General features: G+C 39.6%; 16 protein-coding genes. All 16 read left to right on the top strand.

Annotation, left to right across the window (positions count from 1 at the left end; translation table 11 throughout):
- The coding region (locus V7659_RS11675; RefSeq protein ID WP_335540158.1) for an ABC transporter ATP-binding protein at positions 1-921 on the top strand (921 nt) is incomplete at its 5' end.
- Complete coding sequence (locus V7659_RS11670) at positions 902-1,870, top strand: ABC transporter ATP-binding protein (RefSeq protein WP_335540157.1); 969 nt, start codon at positions 902-904, stop codon at positions 1,868-1,870. The genes V7659_RS11675 and V7659_RS11670, both read left to right, overlap by 20 nt.
- Positions 1,871-1,920: 50 nt before the next feature.
- Positions 1,921-3,537, top strand: a complete 1,617-nt coding sequence (locus V7659_RS11665; RefSeq protein ID WP_335540156.1) for an ABC transporter substrate-binding protein — start codon at positions 1,921-1,923, stop codon at positions 3,535-3,537.
- A gap of 124 nt (positions 3,538-3,661) precedes the next feature.
- A complete protein-coding gene (locus tag V7659_RS11660; RefSeq protein ID WP_335540155.1) occupies positions 3,662-4,669 on the top strand; it encodes an ABC transporter permease in 1,008 nt (335 codons plus the stop codon).
- Between the two features lie 16 nt (positions 4,670-4,685).
- Positions 4,686-5,585 (top strand): nickel transporter permease, encoded by a 900-nt coding sequence (gene nikC / locus V7659_RS11655; protein ID WP_335540154.1) that lies wholly within the window; start codon positions 4,686-4,688, stop codon positions 5,583-5,585.
- A 181-nt stretch (positions 5,586-5,766) separates the two neighbouring features.
- A complete protein-coding gene (locus V7659_RS11650) occupies positions 5,767-6,243 on the top strand; it encodes a shikimate kinase (RefSeq protein ID WP_335540160.1) in 477 nt (158 codons plus the stop codon).
- A 49-nt stretch (positions 6,244-6,292) separates the two neighbouring features.
- The gene (aroD, locus tag V7659_RS11645) at positions 6,293-7,057 is read left to right on the top strand and encodes a type I 3-dehydroquinate dehydratase (RefSeq protein WP_335540153.1); all 765 of its coding nucleotides are present in this window, start codon (positions 6,293-6,295) and stop codon (positions 7,055-7,057) included.
- Between the two features lie 209 nt (positions 7,058-7,266).
- Positions 7,267-8,304, top strand: coding sequence for an N-acetyl-gamma-glutamyl-phosphate reductase (argC, locus tag V7659_RS11640; protein WP_335540152.1), 1,038 nt, complete (start codon positions 7,267-7,269; stop codon positions 8,302-8,304).
- Between the two features lie 56 nt (positions 8,305-8,360).
- Entirely contained in the window at positions 8,361-9,590 is a 1,230-nt protein-coding gene (gene argJ, locus V7659_RS11635) for a bifunctional glutamate N-acetyltransferase/amino-acid acetyltransferase ArgJ (protein WP_335540151.1), read from the top strand.
- A gap of 16 nt (positions 9,591-9,606) precedes the next feature.
- Complete coding sequence (gene argB / locus V7659_RS11630) at positions 9,607-10,404, top strand: acetylglutamate kinase (RefSeq protein ID WP_335540150.1); 798 nt, start codon at positions 9,607-9,609, stop codon at positions 10,402-10,404.
- Positions 10,404-11,603: an acetylornithine transaminase gene (locus V7659_RS11625; protein ID WP_335540149.1), complete on the top strand. Its 1,200-nt coding sequence runs from the start codon at positions 10,404-10,406 to the stop codon at positions 11,601-11,603. The genes argB and V7659_RS11625 overlap by 1 nt, the downstream gene beginning before the upstream one ends.
- Before the next feature lie 5 nt (positions 11,604-11,608).
- The gene (locus V7659_RS11620) at positions 11,609-12,685 is read left to right on the top strand and encodes a carbamoyl phosphate synthase small subunit (RefSeq protein WP_335540159.1); all 1,077 of its coding nucleotides are present in this window, start codon (positions 11,609-11,611) and stop codon (positions 12,683-12,685) included.
- A complete protein-coding gene (gene carB, locus V7659_RS11615) occupies positions 12,672-15,899 on the top strand; it encodes a carbamoyl-phosphate synthase (glutamine-hydrolyzing) large subunit (protein WP_335540148.1) in 3,228 nt (1,075 codons plus the stop codon). Before V7659_RS11620 ends, carB begins: the two co-directional genes overlap by 14 nt.
- Positions 15,892-16,869, top strand: a complete 978-nt coding sequence (argF, locus tag V7659_RS11610) for an ornithine carbamoyltransferase (protein ID WP_335540147.1) — start codon at positions 15,892-15,894, stop codon at positions 16,867-16,869. Before carB ends, argF begins: the two co-directional genes overlap by 8 nt.
- Positions 16,870-16,954: 85 nt before the next feature.
- Positions 16,955-18,166 carry an argininosuccinate synthase gene (locus V7659_RS11605; RefSeq protein ID WP_335540146.1) on the top strand — a complete coding sequence of 404 codons (1,212 nt, stop codon included), beginning with the start codon at positions 16,955-16,957 and terminating at the stop codon, positions 18,164-18,166.
- 61 nt (positions 18,167-18,227) lie between these two features.
- Positions 18,228-19,604, top strand: a complete 1,377-nt coding sequence (gene argH, locus V7659_RS11600; protein ID WP_335540145.1) for an argininosuccinate lyase — start codon at positions 18,228-18,230, stop codon at positions 19,602-19,604.
- The last annotated feature ends 81 nt before the right edge of the window (positions 19,605-19,685 follow it).

The raw sequence follows: 19,685 nt of genomic DNA, 5'->3' as shown, positions 1-19,685 counted from the left end.
GATTTAAAGGATGGCGAAATATTAGGGATCGTTGGTGAATCAGGAAGTGGTAAAAGTGTCACTTCTCTAACGGCCATGGGGTTGATTCCGTCACCACCAGGGAAAATCGAGAATGGCGAAATTATTTTTGAAGGTAAAGACCTGAAAAATTTATCCGAAAAAGAATGGCGCAAAATCCGCGGTAATCAGATTTCAATGATATTTCAAGAACCAATGACATCATTAAATCCGCTGTTTACGATTGGTAATCAATTAATAGAAGCGATTCGCTTACATACAAACCTTTCAAAGAAAGAAGCAATGGCACGAAGTATTGAATTATTAAAGCTTGTTGGAATCCCAAGGGCAGAAGGAATAATTAAAGATCATCCCCACCAGCTTTCGGGCGGAATGAGGCAGCGGGTTATGATTGCCATGGCTATGGCCTGCAATCCTAGGGTATTGATTGCGGACGAGCCAACAACCGCACTCGATGTGACAATTCAAGCACAAATCCTAGCATTGATGAAGGATTTAAATAGGAAAACAAATACAACGATCATTCTCATTACACATGATTTAGGGGTCGTTGCTGAAATCTGTGAACGTGTTATTGTCATGTATGCTGGGCAAATCGTCGAGCAGGGTGATGTTAGAACGATCCTCAAAAATCCTCAACATCCTTATACGAAGGGCCTATTAAAATCTGTACCCGATTTAAGAGGGAAAACAGATCGGCTGTATAGTATTCCAGGCACAGTTCCTACTCCAGGGACGATTCATAAAGGCTGTCGATTTGCGGCAAGATGCACAGATGCTTTCGCAGAGTGCCAGGGAGAAACACCAGATTTATTTAAAATGGAAAAAGACGGACATGAAGTACGCTGTTTCCTACATACATTGAAAAAGGGGAGTGATAACCATGTCCGAATTACTTCTTGAGGTTAATGGGTTAAAAAAGTACTTTCCGATTACAGGCGGCCTGTTTGGAACAAAACAAGGCGAAGTCAAAGCGGTTGACGATGTATCTTTTTACGTTAGAAAAGGAGAGACATTGGGCATAGTTGGTGAAAGCGGTTGCGGAAAATCCACCACCGGCCGGCTCCTTATGCGTTTGATTGAAGCTAGCGACGGAAAGATTGTTTTTGAAGATAAAGAGATTACTAGTATGTCAAAATCAGAATTAAGAAAAACGCGCCGTGATATCCAAATGGTATTCCAAGATCCTTATGCATCACTTAATCCAAGACATTCTATTGAACAGATTCTAGAAGAGCCTTTGATCGTACATGGTATTGGGACAAAAGAGGAACGCAAGAAGCAAGTGAGAGATATGCTTGAAGTCGTAGGCTTAAGCAGCTACCATGCCAAAAGATATCCCCACCAATTCAGCGGTGGTCAGCGTCAGCGGATTGGAATTGCAAAAGCGTTAATGACGAAACCGAAACTAATTATTGCGGATGAGCCTGTGTCAGCGCTCGATGTGTCCATTCAAGCCCAGGTTCTAAATCTGATGAAGGATATTCAAAAAGAATTTCAGCTTACATACATTTTTATCGCTCATGATTTAGGAGTCGTACGCCATATTAGTGATCGCGTAGGCGTTATGTATTTAGGAAGATTAATAGAGTTAGCTGAAAGTGAGGAGCTTTATGAGAATCCAAAGCATCCATACACAAAGGCACTTCTTTCAGCTGTACCAATACCAGATCCAGATATTAAGAGGGAAACCATTTTAATTGAAGGAGAACTTCCCAGTCCAGCAAATCCTCCTTCAGGCTGTGCCTTCCATACACGCTGCTCACAGGTGATGGATATTTGTAAAAAGACTAGACCAGCGGAACAAAACCTAAACGGTCATTTTGTCGCATGTCACTTATATTACAAGTGATTTGCAGCATTAATGATAAAAACACAAAATATAAGGGGGTAAAAAGTCTGATGAAGAAGAGGTCTTTTAAACTGCTGTTAATATCTCTATTAGCCATCAGTATGTTATTAGTTGGCTGTAACAGCAAAACGAATGAAGAAGCAGGCGGCAAAAAAGATCCTGCCACAAGTGGCGGAGCGAAAAAGGATACACTAGTATATGGTCGTGGTGGAGATTCTACATCTCTAGATCCGATTACAACCACTGAAGGTGAAGCATTCAAAGTAACAGAAAATATTTATGAAACATTAATCCAATATGGTGACCAAGATACCACGATTAATCCAGGACTTGCTGAATCATGGGAAGTGACACCTGATGGCTTAACTTATACCTTCAAACTTCGTCAAGGAGTTAAATTCCATGACGGTACTGATTTTAATGCAGATGCGGTTGTTTTCAACTTTAATCGCTGGATGAATGGGGATGCTGATAAATTCCCATATTACACTATGTTTGGTGGATTTAAAAAGGATGAGGGCCACGTTATTAAAGAAGTTAAAGCCTTAGATGCCAATACTGTTCAATTTGTTCTAAAACGTCCACAGGCTCCATTCTTAAAGAACCTAGCGATGTCTCCATTTGGAATCGCAAGCCCTGCGGCTGTTGAAAAATACGGTGACAAGTTTAGACAAAATCCAGTTGGAACAGGTCCATTTAAATTTGTTGAGTGGAAAGAAAACGATACGATTACACTTGAAAAGAACCCTGACTATTGGCAACAAGGCCTGCCTAAGTTAAACAAAGTTATTTTCCGTGTCATCCCTGAAAATACTGCACGTCTTAATGCTCTTGCCAATGGTGAGATTGATGTGATGGATGGACTAAATAACTCAGATGAGGCAACTGTTAAAGGAAATGCCAACCTTCAAGTAATTGAACGTCCATCAATGAACGTTGGTTATATCGGTTTAACAACTACTCGTAAACCATTTGATAATAAACTTGTTCGTCAAGCGATTAACTACGCTGTCGATAAAAAATCAATTATTGATGCATTTTATGGTGGGAAAGCTCTAGAGGCTGTCAATCCAATGCCTCCTTCCATCGAAGGCTATAATAAGTCAGTTGAGCCGTATCCATATGATTTAGAGAAAGCTAAAGCATTGTTGAAAGAAGCTGGATATGAAAAAGGATTTGAGATTGACCTATGGGCAATGCCTGTTGCGCGCCCTTATATGCCAGAAGCACAAAAAGTGGCTGAAGTTATTCAAGAGAGCTTAAGCAAAATCAACGTCAAAGCCAAAATCCAATCTGTTGACTGGGCTACTTACTTAGATAAAGCAGCAAAAGGTGAATTTGATATGTTCATGCTCGGCTGGACAGGTGACAATGGAGACCCTGATAACTTCCTATACACATTGCTTGATAAAGACAGCATTGGAAGTAATAACTATTCCCAATACAGCAATGATAAATTACATGACGTTTTAATTAAAGCACAAACAGAAATTGATCAAGCAAAACGTAATGCACTTTACGAAGAAGCACAAGTAATTATCCATGATGATGCGCCGTGGGTTCCACTTGTTCACTCTACACCACTGTTAGCAGCAGGGAAAGATGTGGCAAATTACTTACCGCACCCAACTGGATCAGAAGCATTAACTAAAGTTGAATTTAAATAATCATGGCTGAAAGGGGAGGGAGTTTAGCCTCCCCTTTTGTTAGCTACGCACATAACTTTTGAAAAAATTGGTTTTGTGGCAGCGTCTAGATAGGCGCTTATGCTTTACAGTGAGGTGAAATAAATTGTTAACATATACAGTCCGCCGGGTGTTTTCATTAATACCTGTTTTAATAGGGATGACGCTTGTTGTTTTTGCCATTATTCATGCTATTCCAGGAAATCCCGCTCAGGTAATTCTTGGTCAGAGAGCAACGGCAGAATCTATTGCCACGTTAACGAAGGAATTAGGGTTGGACAGGCCTTGGTACATACAATACGTAGATTATATTAATGCTTTACTTCATGGAGATTTAGGAGTTTCACTGCGGACACGAGGTCCAATTAATGAAGAAATCTGGCCATACTTAGTAGCAACGGCAGAACTAACTGTTGTAGCTATGTTTATTGCCATCGTTGTTGGAGTCAATGCAGGGATTGTCAGTGCTTGGTTCTCCAAATCATGGTTTGATTATGTTGCGATGGTGCTTGCACTGATTGGAGTGTCACTGCCGATTTTTTGGCTTGGTTTAATGGAACAATGGGTGTTTTCTATTGAATTAGGATGGCTGCCGACGACAGGAAGAGAGAATGTAAGAGACCCCGTTTCAGCGATTACTAATTTCTATTTAATAGATACTTTAATACAAGGAAGAACCGATCAGTTTATTACGGTCCTAAAACATTTGGTCCTGCCTAGTATTGCCCTTGCCACCATTCCAATGGCGATTATTGCTAGAATGACGCGGGCAACCATGCTTGAGGTGATGAAGTCGGATTATGTCCGTACAGCGAGAGCAAAAGGACTGAGCATGTTTTTGGTCGTATATAAGCATTCCTTAAAGAATGCTGTCATCCCTGTATTAACAATTATCGGGCTGCAAACGGGCCTTTTACTTGGAGGAGCAATTCTAACGGAAACGATCTTTGGCTGGCCGGGAATTGGAAGATACCTCTATGATGCCATCGGATACCGTGATTATCCGGTTATACAGTCAGGGATTTTAATTATTGCGGCAATTTTTGTACTTATAAATTTAATCGTGGATTTATTGTATGTGTTTGTTGACCCACGAATTAAATATACGAAATAGAGGAGGGGAACTAAAAGTGGCGGAACTTGCAAAAAAACCGGCAAATATAACGACGGTAATTGTAGAAGAAAAGCTGACACCTCCCTGGAAAGAAGCATGGATTTCATTTTATAAAAACCGATTAGCCTTAGTAGGGTTAGGGATTGTTGTCTTTTTTATCATTATTGCAATAATTGCCCCGATTATTGCTCCATATAGTTATAAAGAACAAGTCCTAACCGACCGAATGCTCCCGCCTTCTAGTGATCACTGGTTTGGGACAGATGACTTTGGTCGTGATATTTTTTCGAGGATTGTTTATGGCGCTAGAATATCTTTGTGGGTAGGCTTTTTCTCAGTATTAGGGTCTGTTGTGGCAGGGACATTCCTTGGAATTGTTGCTGGTTACTACGGCCGCTGGGTAGATGCAATTATCTCGCGCATTTTTGATATAATGCTAGCCTTTCCAAGTATTCTTCTGGCGATTGCCGTTGTTTCAATTTTGGGACCATCCTTGCAAAATGCATTGATTGCGATTGCGGTTATTAATATCCCGAACTTTGGACGACTTGTTCGCTCTAAAGTATTAAGTGTGAAGCAGGAAGAATATATTATGGCGGCCCGTGCGGTCGGAATGAAAGATTCACGAATTCTTCTTCGTCATATTTTACCTAATAGTATTTCACCAGTAATCGTCCAAGCTACTCTAGCGATAGCTACAGCTATAATTGAGGCAGCAGCCCTTGGTTTTCTTGGAATGGGGGCACAGGCACCGACACCTGAATGGGGAAAAATGCTCGCTGATTCCAAAAATTATATCACGCAGGCACCATGGACATTATTCTTCCCAGGGGTAGCCATAATGCTGACCGTCCTTGGCTTTAACTTAATGGGCGATGGACTAAGGGATATCCTAGACCCGAAAATGAAACAATAGATAAAGAGACTCCTGTGAGGGTCTCTTTTTTTTGGTGTCAGGCACCAATTAATCATTCTTTCCTAAAAAATTGTCTAAAATCTCAAAATAGCATTATAATTATGCTTAATAATTTGTTTTATCCTATTGGGGGTTTGAGATTTTGGAGAGCAGAGAAAAGAGTATTGTTTTTATTGGCTTCATGGGTGCTGGAAAAACTACTATCGGCAAAAAGGTCGCGGCTAAACTTAACCGTGAATTTATTGATATTGATGAAAGAATTGAAAAAGAGTATAACATGCCCGTATCCCAGATTTTTACTGAATATGGTGAGACTGAATTTAGAGATAGAGAAAAAAGCTTAATTGTGAGTCTAGCAGAACAGAAGCAAAAAGTTATTTCTGTTGGCGGAGGAGCCTTCCTTCAAAAAGAGATTAGAGAGACGTGTTTAGCATCTTGTATTGTGATTTTCCTCGAACTATCATTGGAAGCCTGGAAGGATCGTTTAGGATTAATTATTGATAGCCGTCCGGTATTAAAAGGAAAGTCAATGGAAGAAATGGAAGAGCTTTTTTATAAAAGACAAGATATTTACAAGAATCATCATGTAAGGATTTCCACCGATCATAAAAGCGCGGAGGAAATTGCGGACCTAATTGTAAAAGAATTAATTTCTTAGGGAGATTAAACTTTTAGAAGTTTCAAAAGATCAATAAGGAGTGGGGAAAATGCCTAAAACTATTACTGTTAGAGACCTCACAATTGGGGAAGGGATACCAAAAATCTGTGTGCCTTTAGTGGGGGAGACAATTATACAACTAAAGGAAGAAGCAGGCTTTCTAAAAAATATTGATTTAGATCTGGTCGAATGGCGTGTCGACTTTTTTGAGCATGTAGAAGAAATTGAGAAAGTGAAAGAGGCGCTTATGGAAGTTCGCTCAATCCTGCCTGATACACCACTCATCTTTACTTTTCGAAGTCACAAAGAAGGCGGCAATAAAGAAGTTTCCACATCGTTCTATTTTGAATTAAACAAGACCATTGTAGAAACTGGCTTGGTTGATATCATTGATGTTGAATTATTCAATGATGAAAATGAAGTCAAGAAATTGATTGAAGATGCTCATGCGAAAAATGTCTTTGTTATTATTTCTAACCATGATTTTGAAAAGACGCCTTCAAAAGATGAAATTGTAACCCGGTTAAGGAAGGCACAAGAATTAGGGGGAGATATACCGAAAATTGCTGTGATGCCAATTAGTCCGGCAGATGTGCTCACCCTCCTAGATGCAACAAATACAATGAAGGAGCACTATGCGGATCGACCGTTCATAACTATGTCTATGGCAGGTAAGGGAATCATTAGTCGATTGGCCGGCGAAGTATTTGGGTCAGCTCTTACATTTGGAGCAGCAAAAAAGGCCTCAGCACCCGGACAAATTGCAGTTAAGGAATTAAGAAATGTATTGACTTTGCTTCATGAAAGCCTATAAATTATTAAAAAACACTCATTGAGTGTTTTTTTTCTTTGGCCCGATATGCATAAAAAATGAATAATCTCCCATCATTAAATGTAAGCGTTTACAAAAATTAAAGCGGTGATTTTCATTAAAAACAGAAAATTAAGCTATTTTTCCATTGAATATTTATATGTAAATATGTATAATAATTCATTATAAAAGCAACTTAGGAGTTGGATAAATTGAAGGCTGCAATTATTGGTGGTACTGGTTATGGGGCAATTGAGTTAGTGAGGTTAATCAACAAACACCCCTTTTTGGAGATTGGTTCAATTGTTTCCAACTCACAATCAGGGTCTAGCTTTAGTGAAATATATCCTCATCTGTCTGATATTGCTGATCAGCCACTAGAAAACTTTGATGTTGATAGATTGTCTGAAAAAAATGAAATTGTGTTTCTTGCTACACCTTCGGGGGTCAGCAGTAGGTATGTTCCACAGCTTTTAGAGACTGGTATTAAATGTATTGATTTATCTGGAGATTTCCGGCTCAGGTCGGGTGATATATATGAATCATGGTATAAACATTCACCAGCAGAGGATAAATATTTACAACAAGCGACCTACGGATTAAGTGAAATTTATGCGGAAAAAATAAAGACTGCTAGCTTAATAGCTAATCCTGGCTGTTATCCAACCGCCACAACGCTAGGTCTTATCCCTGCAATACAAACAAATTTAATAGATGAAAAATCGATCATCGTTGATGCAAAATCGGGGGTATCCGGTGCTGGAAGAGGACTTTCCTTAACAGCTCACTACTCCGAAATCAACGAGAACACTAAAGCTTATAAACTAGGTGCACATCAGCATATTCCGGAAATTGAGCAAGTACTTTCAGATGAACGTGGGAATCCACTGACGATTTCATTCACTACACATCTTGTACCAATGACGAGGGGAATTATGTGCACAATGTATGTGAATCTTAAAGAAGAAATTTCAACAAAAAAAGTTATAGATTTATATAAACATTTTTATCAAGAATCTCATTTTATAAGAGTGCGGCCTGAAGGGAATATACCTTCAACAAAAGAAGTATCCGGTTCAAATTATTGCGATATCGGTCTTCATGTTGACGAAAGAACGAACCGACTTACAATCATTTCAGTTATCGATAATTTGGTTAAAGGGGCCGCCGGGCAGGCCATCCAAAATGTGAATTTGATGAATGGTTGGGATGAGCGAACGGGGCTCACTGACATTCCGATGTATCCATAAGAAATACTACCTTGTTTAATTTGGAGAACGAAGGGAATTTGAAGGGGGAAATTAAATTGACACAAGCAACATCCACAAACGAAATTGTTGTTATAGAAGAAGGTAGTGTTACCTTACCAAAGGGATACAAAGCAGGCGGAATGCACTGTGGAATAAAAAGAAAACGACTTGATTTAGGTTACATCGTTTCAGAGGTTCCTGCAACGGCTGCAGGAGTATATACAACTAACATCTTTCAAGCAGCTCCATTATTAGTTACCCAAGAAAGTATCGCGAAAGAAAACAAGGTTCAAGCTATTATCGTGAATTCTGGAAATGCCAATGCATGTACAGGGGAACAGGGATTACTTGATGCATTCGCAATGCAAAAAAGTTTCGCAAACGAGTTAGGATTACAAGATCATCTCGTGGCCGTTACTTCAACCGGAGTCATCGGAGAACTTTTACCGATGGATAAAGTGTTAACAGGGATTAAACAACTCTTAAATCAAGAGAATCAAGATGAAAATTACTTTAAAAAAGCTATCTTAACAACAGACACATGTGTCAAACATACCGGAGTGCAATTTAAAATTGATGGAAAAACTGTTTCCATTGGGGGAGCATCTAAAGGGTCTGGAATGATTCACCCGAATATGGCCACTATGCTTGGATTTGTCACAACAGATGCAAACGTTGCCCAAGCAGACCTATTAGCAGCACTTCGAGATGTAACGAATCAAACATTCAATATGATTACCGTTGATGGCGATACAAGTACAAATGACATGGTCCTCGTAATGGCCAATGGATTAGCTGAGAATACTCAATTAACAAAAGATCACCCAGAATGGCAACTTTTCAAACAAGGATTAAAAATTGTTTGTGAGTCACTTGCCAAAAAAATCGCAAGAGATGGTGAAGGTGCTACAAAACTAGTAGAAGTTCAAGTGAATGGCGGCTACAGTCAAAATGCAGCAAGTGCAGTCGGCAAAGCAATTATTTCCTCGAACCTTGTTAAAACTGCTATTTATGGTACCGATCCAAACTGGGGTAGAATTGTTACTGCTATTGGCTACAGTGGTGTACCAGTTGAGCCTAACTCAGTAAAAGTGGCGATTGGACCTTTCACAGTATTTGAAAATGGTTTGCCAAGCCACTTTGTTGAGGAAGAAGTAAAGGAATACTTAGAATCGGAAATTGTTAAATTGAGTGTTGAATTAAACCAAGGTGAATATAGCGCTACAGCTTATGGATGCGACTTAACTTATGATTATGTGAAGATCAACGCATCTTACCGCACGTAAGAGGAGGACGAGGAAAATGAAATATATAGTCATTAAGTGCGGCGGAAGTGTGTTAGATAATCTCCCAAGGTCCTTTTATGAAGATATTGTTTCACTACATGAATCAGGCGAATGGACACCAATCATTGTTCATGGCGGTGGACCACTAATTACGTCATTATTAAAAAACCTTAACGTTGACACTACTTTTGTGAATGGCTTAAGAGTAACCAATCACGAAGTATTAGATATTGTTGAAATGGTATTGAGCGGCTCTGTCAACAAACAAGTGGTCCGAAACATAATCGAAGTTGGGGGAAAGGCGATTGGTATAAGTGGTGTAGATGGTTCCCTATTACAAGCTGAACCAACTGAAAATGCGGATACATTAGGATTCGTTGGTGAAGTAATTGGTGTCAACCATGAAGTAATCGAAGGAATCATTGCCCAAGGTAATGTTCCAGTAATTTCTCCAGTCGGCATCGATGCTGGCGGACAGCGATATAACATTAATGGCGATATTGCTGCTTCAGCGATTGCCAAAGCATTGGGTGCAAATCTTTGCTTCATTAGTGATATACCTGGAATCTTAGTTGAAAAAAATGGTGCCAAGACAAAACTTGATAAAGTCTCAAAGGCAACCATCGAGGAACTGATCGATAATAAGACTATTTATGGTGGAATGATACCGAAAGTAAAAGCCGCCATTGATGGCCTTGTCCACAAAATTCCTGAAGTTAGTATTATCAATGGATCTGAAAAAAGCAGTTTAATAGATTATACGAACGGTAAAATGACCGGAACTAAAATTGTCTTAGAAGAGGGGATCGCGTAATGTCAATCAATAATTCCACCTCCCTGACCTCGCCAGTGATGGCAACATACAGCCGCTTCCCTGTCACACTTGTTAAAGGGAAAGGGAGCTATGTTTGGGATGAACAGGGAGCACAATATTTAGATTTCACCTCGGGTATTGCCACTTGTAACCTAGGGCATGTCCCTGATGTTGTAAAGGATGCACTTGATGAGCAATTACAAAACCTGTGGCATTGTTCAAACCTCTATAATATCCCAAATCAGGAGAAGCTGGCGGCGCTTCTAACGGGCAATAGCTGCGGTGACCAGGTTTTCTTTTGTAATAGTGGAGCCGAAGCTAATGAGGCAGCAATTAAATTAGCAAGAAGATATGCCAACAAAGTGAAGGGAAAAGAAGCACCTGAAATTGTCACCTTTCAGCAATCCTTTCATGGGAGGACCCTAGCAACCTTATCGGCTACAGGACAAGAAAAAATTCAGCAGGGATTTTTTCCGTTAGTATCAGGGTTTAGTTATCTGCCATTTAATGATGATGAAGCGCTGGAGTTGCTCTATACGATTGAGCCTGCAGCTGTTCTCCTGGAACTCGTTCAAGGTGAAGGTGGAGTCATTCCTGCAAACCATGAATGGGTCAAAAAGTTAGCGAAGATTTGTAAGGAAAGAGAAATACTCCTGATGGTTGACGAAATCCAAACAGGGATTGGCAGAACAGGTACACTCTTTGCTTATGAACAATACGGAATTGAGCCCGATGTCATTAGTATTGCCAAAGGTCTTGGCTCAGGTTTTCCGATTGGAGCGATTATCGCAAAAGAAGAGGCAGCCAAAGGCTTTGACCCAGGCAGTCATGGCAGTACTTTTGGAGGGAACCCATTAGCCACAGCTGCTGGAGTCGCAACGGTTACACATATACATGGCACGAACATATTAAATCAAGCAAACGAAATGGCTTCATACTTAGATAAAAAACTGCTTGTCTTGAAGGAAGAGTACTCATTTATAAAAGATATCCGTGGACTTGGCCTGTTAAAAGGAATCGTTGTTGAAACGAATGCCCTAGAAATCGTTCAAAAAGCACTCGAAAACAACCTTCTGATCCTTACAGCTGGTCCAAATGTGGTAAGGATATTACCACCATTAACTGTCACAACTGAAGAAATAAATGAATTTATTAAAGCATTGGAAAAAACTTTCCAAAGTATTGAGAAAGGCGCGTGAGTAGTTTGCAGAATGGATACCTTACTTTGGAAACGGGCGAAGTCTTTGAAGGAGTACTAATTGGTGCCGATAAAGATTCTCTCGGGGAAGTGGTTTTTAATACTAGCATGACGGGGTATCAAGAGATTATCACCGATCCTTCTTACGCTGGACAAATCATTACATTCTGTTATCCGATCATCGGAAATTATGGAATAAATGCAATTGACAATGAAAGTATCACACCAGCTTTGTCTGGGGTCATCATCGGTGATTTATGTGAAACTCCAAGCCATTATCAGTCAATCAATAAATTTTCTGAAAATCTTAAAGATGCAGGGGTTCCAGGGATTGCGAATGTCGATACTCGCCTTTTAGTAAAAACTATTCGCAGCCGCGGGACTGTAAAAGGGTATTTAAGCAAAACAAAGAATATCAAAAATTTAGAATCAGATAATAGCTCATTTTGGGTAGAAAAGGTATCAACCAAAAAAATTCAATCTTTCAAAAACAACGGTCCGCATGTGGTGTTAATGGATTTTGGATATAAAAAGTCGATTCTTAATGCCCTGCTAGATGAAAACTGTGCGGTTACCATTGTTCCATATAATACGTCTTATGAAAAAATAAAATCATTGAATCCAGACGGTGTCCTTTTTAGTAATGGTCCTGGAGATCCGATGGATTTGAAAAAATGGTTTCCAGATATAAAAAAGATTAGCCAAAACTATCCCACACTGGGAATTTGTCTGGGGCATCAATTAATAGCTTTAGCATACGGAGCAAAAACAACAAAACTTGCTTATGGACATCGCGGCGGCAATCATCCAGTAAAAGAACTATTTACCGGGAAGGTAAAAATCACTGCACAAAACCATGGCTATGTTGTGGTTGATGAAAGTATAGACAACAAAGTATTTGATATTACTTACCGTAATGTAAATGATCGTTCAATTGAAGGTTTGAAGCATAAGAATTTTCCAATTCAAACCGTACAATTTCATCCAGAAGCCCACCCGGGGCCAAGCGATACAGAGTATATCTTAAAAGATTTCGTAAGTCAGATAGCATCAATGGGAGAGACAGTATATGCCATTAAATAAAACCTTAAAAAAAGTACTAGTGATTGGATCAGGTCCCATTGTCATAGGGCAAGCGGCAGAATTTGATTATGCGGGTACACAAGCGTGTATAGCCTTGAGAGAAGAAGGCATTGAAGTCGTTTTAATTAATAATAATCCGGCAACCATTATGACGGATGAAGCGGTTGCCGATAAGGTATATATTGAACCGCTAAATGTGGAAACCATAGAAAAAATCATTAAGAAAGAAAAACCAGACGGAATTATTGGCACCTTAGGCGGCCAAACCGGATTAAATTTAACCGTTGAACTTTACGAACAAAATATTTTAAGTAAATACAATGTGGAATTATTAGGAACTTCTGTCGAATCCATTAAAAATGGCGAGGATAGAGAAAAGTTTCGCAGTTTGATGCTTGAAATTGGAGAGCCCATTCCTGAATCAGCTATTATTCACAGCTTCGAGGAAGGGGTATCCTTCGTTAAAGAAATTGGATATCCAGTCATTATTCGTCCTGCATATACACTTGGAGGAGATGGCGGCGGCTTCGCTTACAATGAAGAAGAATTTGAAACGGTTCTAAAAAAAGGCTTAGCAGCTAGTCCAATTCATCAAGTATTAGTAGAAAGAAGTATTAAAGGCTGGAAAGAAGTTGAATATGAGGTCATGAGAGATGCAAATGATACGTGCATCATTGTTTGCAATATGGAAAATATGGACCCAGTTGGCGTTCATACAGGTGACTCGATTGTAGTCGCTCCATCGCAAACATTAACAGATGTTCAATATCAAATGCTGCGTGATTCTTCAATAAAAGTAATTAAAGAATTAAAGATTATCGGTGGCTGTAACATTCAGTTTGCACTTCATCCAGCATCGAATCAGTATTACATTATCGAAGTAAATCCGCGGGTGAGCCGTTCATCAGCACTTGCATCCAAAGCAACCGGTTATCCCATTGCGCGGATGGCAGCGAAATGTGCGATTGGGTATCATTTGGATGAGATTGTGAACCCAATAACAGGTAATACATTTGCCTCATTTGAGCCAGCGATTGATTATATTGTGGTGAAACTGCCTCGCTTCCCTTTTGACAAATTTCCTGAAGCAGATCGTACCTTAGGAACACAAATGAAGGCAACTGGGGAAGTAATGGCGATAGATCGGACCTTTGAAGGAGCCTTAAACAAGGCTATTCGCTCGATGGAAATGAATGTCTATGGGCTTTGTCTCGACGGAAATAAAACAATGGATGAAAAGACCTTAATTGGACTTCTTAAACAAGCGAATGACCAGAGGCTTTTCATCATTGCAGAATCATTTAGAAGAGGAATCCCACTTGAAAAAATTCAACAAATCACCGAGATTGATCCATGGTTTTTGCACAAAATTAGCTCAATCGTTACGTTAGAAACTGAATTGGCTTCCTATAACTGGAATGATGTTCCTGTTTCCTTGCTTAAAGAGGCAAAACGAAATAATGTCGCCGATAAGCTATTATCTCAAATATATGCCATTCCAGAGAAACAAGTAAGAAGCAAGTGGAAAGAACTGAACTGGAAACCAGGCTATAAGATGGTTGATACTTGTTCGGCCGAATTTGATGCCATCACTCCTTACTATTATTCTACCTGGCATGGATTTGACGAGGTTGAGGTAACAAGCATGAAAAAAATTCTTGTTATTGGCTCAGGTCCGATTCGAATCGGGCAAGGAATTGAATTTGATTACTGCTCGGTGCATGCAGCAAAAGCGATCAAGAAAAAGGGATATGAAGCAGTGGTTATCAATAATAACCCTGAGACAGTGAGTACCGATTATTCGGTTGCGGACCGCCTTTATTTTGAACCACTCGCTGCTGAGGACGTGCTTCATGTCATCGAAAAAGAAAAGGTCGACGGTGTATTGATCCAGTTTGGCGGTCAAACAGCAATTAATATCGCTCATGCATTAGAAGAAGAGGGAGTAAAAATCCTAGGCACGACCGTGGAAAATGTCGATCGTTTAGAAGATCGAAAAGCATTCTATCAGCTGTTGGAGGATTTAAATATTCCACATATTGAAGGACAAACCGTAACACACCCCGAAGAACTGAAACAAGCAGCGGCTGCGTTAGGATATCCAGTTTTAGTGAGACCATCCTATGTTATAGGCGGCCAATCGATGTTTACGATTTTTTCAGAAGCGGAATTGAACCAATATATAGCGCAGCTTGAGAAAAATTCGCAAGCTTCTATGTGGCCTTTATTAGTAGATAAATATTTACCAGGACTAGAATGCGAGATTGATGCCATCTGTGATGGGAAAAATATCGTCGTACCAGGAATTTTTGAACATATAGAAAAAGCTGGTGTTCATTCTGGCGACAGTATATCAGTGTTCCCGCCGGTGTCACTTTCAGAAAAAGTGAAAGAAACATTAATTGATTACGCCGGGAAAATCGCTAACTCAGCACCGGTAATTGGAATCATGAACATTCAATTTGTAATTTATCAAGAACAGGTGAATGTACTTGAAGTCAATCCTCGTTCATCCAGAACGGTACCAATTATGAGCAAGGTCACAGGAATACCGATGATTGAATGGGCGACGCGTGTTCAATTAGGAGAAACGCTCACCGATTTATGTTCAACAAAAGGACTAATGGATGAACCAGATTATTTTTCGGTTAAATCACCGGTGTTTTCATCTAGTAAACTTAAAGGAGTCGACCATGTGCTCGGACCTGAAATGAAATCTACAGGTGAAGCACTTGGTATGGGAGTAACCTATCAAGAGGCTCTTGAAAAATCAATTCCATCCCTAGGTGGTCAATCAGAGGAAAATTATCTTTTTTGTTCCATCGCCGATCGAGATAAGCAAGCGTCACTTCCAATCATGCAAGAACTTGTAAAAAAACAATACAAGATTGCTGCAACAGAAGGGACAGCTGCCTATTTTCAAGACAATGGAATTCATGTTGAAAAAGTAATTAAGGGCGATGATGAGGTCCTCGATCTTTTCCGAAACCAGTCCATGAAGGCTGTAATTAATATACCGAATCAAGGTCGGAATAAAATTAAATTTGGGTTCCAGATTCGCGAACATGCTGTTCGTTACAAAGTACCTGTATTTACACACTTAGATACAATTGAAGCGATCATTGGCCTTGAAAAAGGGGCACGATCCGAATTTGGGGTACGATCTGTGAATGAATATTACAAGTTAGAAGAGAGAGGTGCCGTTCATGGGTGAGGCCATTAATTTGTTTGATATTAGTAATAAAACTGTTCAGAAGCTGAAAGGAAAAGACTTCCTACAGCTTTCTGATTTCAGTACAGATGAAATCCTCTATCTTTTAAACGAAGCGGTAGAGATGAAGAAACTCCAAAAACAAGGCAAACCACATCCTTATTTAGCGGGAAAGGTTTTAGGAATGATTTTTGAAAAATCCTCAACCCGTACAAGGGTATCATTTGAAGTAGGAATGCTGCAGCTCGGAGGACATGCGATATTCCTAAGTTCAAAAGATATCCAATTAGGTAGAGGAGAAAGCATATCAGATACGGCTAAAGTATTGTCCCGTTATGTGGATGGATTAATGATTCGAACTTTTTCCCATGATTCAGTAGAGGAATTAGCTGAACATGCAACAGTACCGGTCATTAATGGCTTAACCGATCTTCAACACCCAACTCAAGTGTTGGCAGATCTATTAACAATACTAGAACATAAAGGGAAATTAGCTGGCTTAAAGCTATGCTATATCGGGGACGGAAATAACAATATGGCCCATTCCTTAATGGAGGGTGCCATGAAAGTCGGCATGGATATTAGCATTGCTAGTCCACCAGGATATTTGCCTAATGGTAAAATAACCGAAAATGCTATCAAAGTGGGAAAACAAAACGGATGTTCCCTTATAATTACAAATGACCCGCAAGAAGCGATTAAAGGCGCAGATGTCGTTGTAACAGATGTGTGGACCAGCATGGGGCAGGAAGAAGAAACGGAAAAGAGATTGAAGGCATTCCAAGGTTTCCAAGTAAATGATGAACTGTGCAATTTTGCAAATGAGAACTTTATCTTTTTGCATTGTTTGCCAGCACACCGTGGCGAAGAAGTAACAGCAGAGGTTATTGATGGTCCACATTCAGTTGTTTTTGATGAAGCTGAGAACCGCCTGCATGCTCAAAAAGCTATTTTAAAACTTTTACTAGAATAATAGTTTCATTTTCTATGGAACTTGTTGTATAATAATTCTATCGGTTGGATAAAAATACAGAAGTAGTAAGAGGAGAATTATAAAAATGACAAAAGAAAAAATCGTTTTAGCCTATTCAGGCGGTTTAGATACATCCGTATCAGTAAAGTGGATTCAAGAAAAATACGGCTATGATGTAATTGCATTGGGTCTAGATGTCGGTGAAGGTAAAGATCTAGAAGCAATTAAAAATAAAGCACTAAATGTTGGTGCGGTAAAAGCCTATATGATCGATGCAAAGGAATTATTAGCCAAGGAATATATTTTACCAGCCTTAAAAGCGAATTGCTTATATGAAGGAAAATATCCATTATCATCAGCTCTTTCTCGCCCATTAATCTCTAAATTATTAGTGGAAGTGGCTGAAAAAGAGGGGGCTACTGCTGTAGCCCATGGCTGCACAGGGAAAGGAAATGACCAGGTCCGTTTTGAAGTTTCCATTCAAGCTTTAAACCCAAGTCTAAAGGTCGTTGCCCCTGTTCGTGAATGGGGAATGACTCGTGACGAAGAAATCAAATATGCAGAAGAAAATGGGATTCCAATCCCAGTTGATTTAGATAATCCATTCTCAATTGATGCCAACATCTGGGGCCGTGCTTGTGAGGCAGGTGTCCTGGAAGATCCATGGGCTGAAGCACCAGAAGCAGCCTTCGATTGGACGAATCCGATTGAGTTAACTCCTGATGCGGCTGAATATATTGAAATCGAGTTTGAGCAGGGTGTACCGGTTGCCCTTAACGGTGAAAAACTACCGCTAGTTCAATTAATTGAAACTCTTAATGCGCTTGGCGGCAAGCACGGTGTTGGCCGTATCGACCATATCGAAAATAGATTAGTAGGAATTAAATCTCGTGAAGTCTATGAAAATCCTGCTGCACTCATTTTAATTAATGCTCATAAAGAATTAGAGTTTTTAACCTTAACTCGTGAGGTATCTCAATTTAAAACACAAGTTGAACAGCAAATGTCCAAGATCATTTATGAAGGACTTTGGTATTCTCCTATCAAACCAGCACTTGATGCGTTTATTAATGAAACGCAAAAGACAGTTACAGGTACCATCCGCGTCAAGCTCCATAAAGGGAATCATACGGTCGTTGGCAGAAAGTCTCCATTCAGCCTATACAATGAGGAACTTGCAACATACTCAAAGGGCGATGCGTTTGATCATAATGCAGCCGTAGGATTTATTAAAATTTGGGGTTTACCAACAAAGGTCAATTCAGAAGTGAATAAAAAGGAATCTATTTTAAAATAATTCGGATTGCCCTCGAGTCCTTTTCGAGGGCTCTCTTGTTAGGGTTAAGGAGGAACACTACATGTCGAAGTTATGGGGCGGCCGTTTTACAAAAGAAACCAATAAGCTCGTTGAGGAATTTACAGCCTCAATATCCTTTGATCAAAAGCTAGCTAAGGAGGATATCGCTGGGAGCCTCGCTCATGTGCAAATGCTGGGAGAGTGTGGCATCATTCCACTGGAGGATGCCGAAAAAATTAAGGATGGTCTTCTCTCCATAAAAAAGCTGGTTGATAATCATCAGGTCGAATTCTTAGTAGAAGACGAAGATATTCATATGAATATTGAAAAGCTATTAATTGAAAAGATTGGTCCTGTAGGTGGGAAACTTCACACAGGACGCAGCCGTAATGATCAGGTGGCTACCGACATGCATCTGTATTTAAGAACAAAAACGACGGAACTTATTAAGTTAATAGAAGATGTTCAACAGGCATTAATCAAACAGGCGAAAGAGAATGTCCAAACCTTAATTCCTGGATATACCCACTTGCAGCGAGCCCAGCCTGTATCCTTCGCCCATCACTTAATGGCGTATTTTTGGATGTTTGAACGTGATAAAGAGAGATTGATTGATAGTTTGAAGCGCATCAATTGGCTCCCGCTAGGTTCAGGGGCATTGGCAGGAACAACATTTCCTATTAACCGCGAACGTGTAGCTGAGTTGTTAGGGTTTGAAACGGTTTATCCAAACAGCATGGATGCTGTTAGTGATCGCGACTTTATTCTTGAATTTTTATCAATTGGTTCGATTATCATGACTCATATTTCTAGATTATCAGAAGAACTTGTCATTTGGTCAAGTCAGGAATTTCAATTCGTTGAGTTGGATGATTCATTTTGCACTGGGTCAAGTATTATGCCACAAAAGAAAAATCCAGATGTACCTGAGCTTCTTCGTGGGAAAACAGGACGTACCTATGGTAATTTAATCGGTTTGCTAACTGTTCTTAAAGGCTTACCTCTCGCTTATAACAAGGATTTACAGGAAGATAAGGAAGGTATGTTTGATACTGTTGAAACGCTGGAAGGTTCTTTAATGTTATTAGCGCCGATGATTGAAACCATGACGGTTAATAAAGATATCATGCGTAAGGCGATTAACAATGATTTTTCTAATGCTACAGATATTGCCGATTACTTGGTGAGAAAAGGTTTGCCTTTCCGTGATGCTCATGAAGTGATTGGAAAAATTGTTTTATATGCAATCCAGAATAACAAATTTTTGCTGGATTTGAGCTTCGATGAATATCAAAGCTTCAGTTCTTTATTTGAAGAAGATATTTATGTAGTGTTAGCTCCAGAGCATGTTGTTAGTGTAAGAAATAGCTTTGGAGGAACAGCACCTGAGCAAGTTGAGCAGCAAATCAAGCTTGCAGAGGGAAAACTGCAGCGATAAAAATGAAATTCTAGAAGCCTGCCATTTGGCAGGCTTTTAGTTTGAATAAATTGTATTAATAACGAAAATATTAGATAATCT

The sequence above is a fragment of the Neobacillus drentensis genome, from assembly GCF_036966985.1.
Taxonomy (GTDB): Bacteria; Bacillota; Bacilli; order Bacillales; family Cytobacillaceae; genus Neobacillus; species Neobacillus drentensis_E.
The sequence above is the reverse complement of the archived record's forward strand: the minus strand, read 5'-3'. Positions and strand labels throughout refer to the sequence as shown.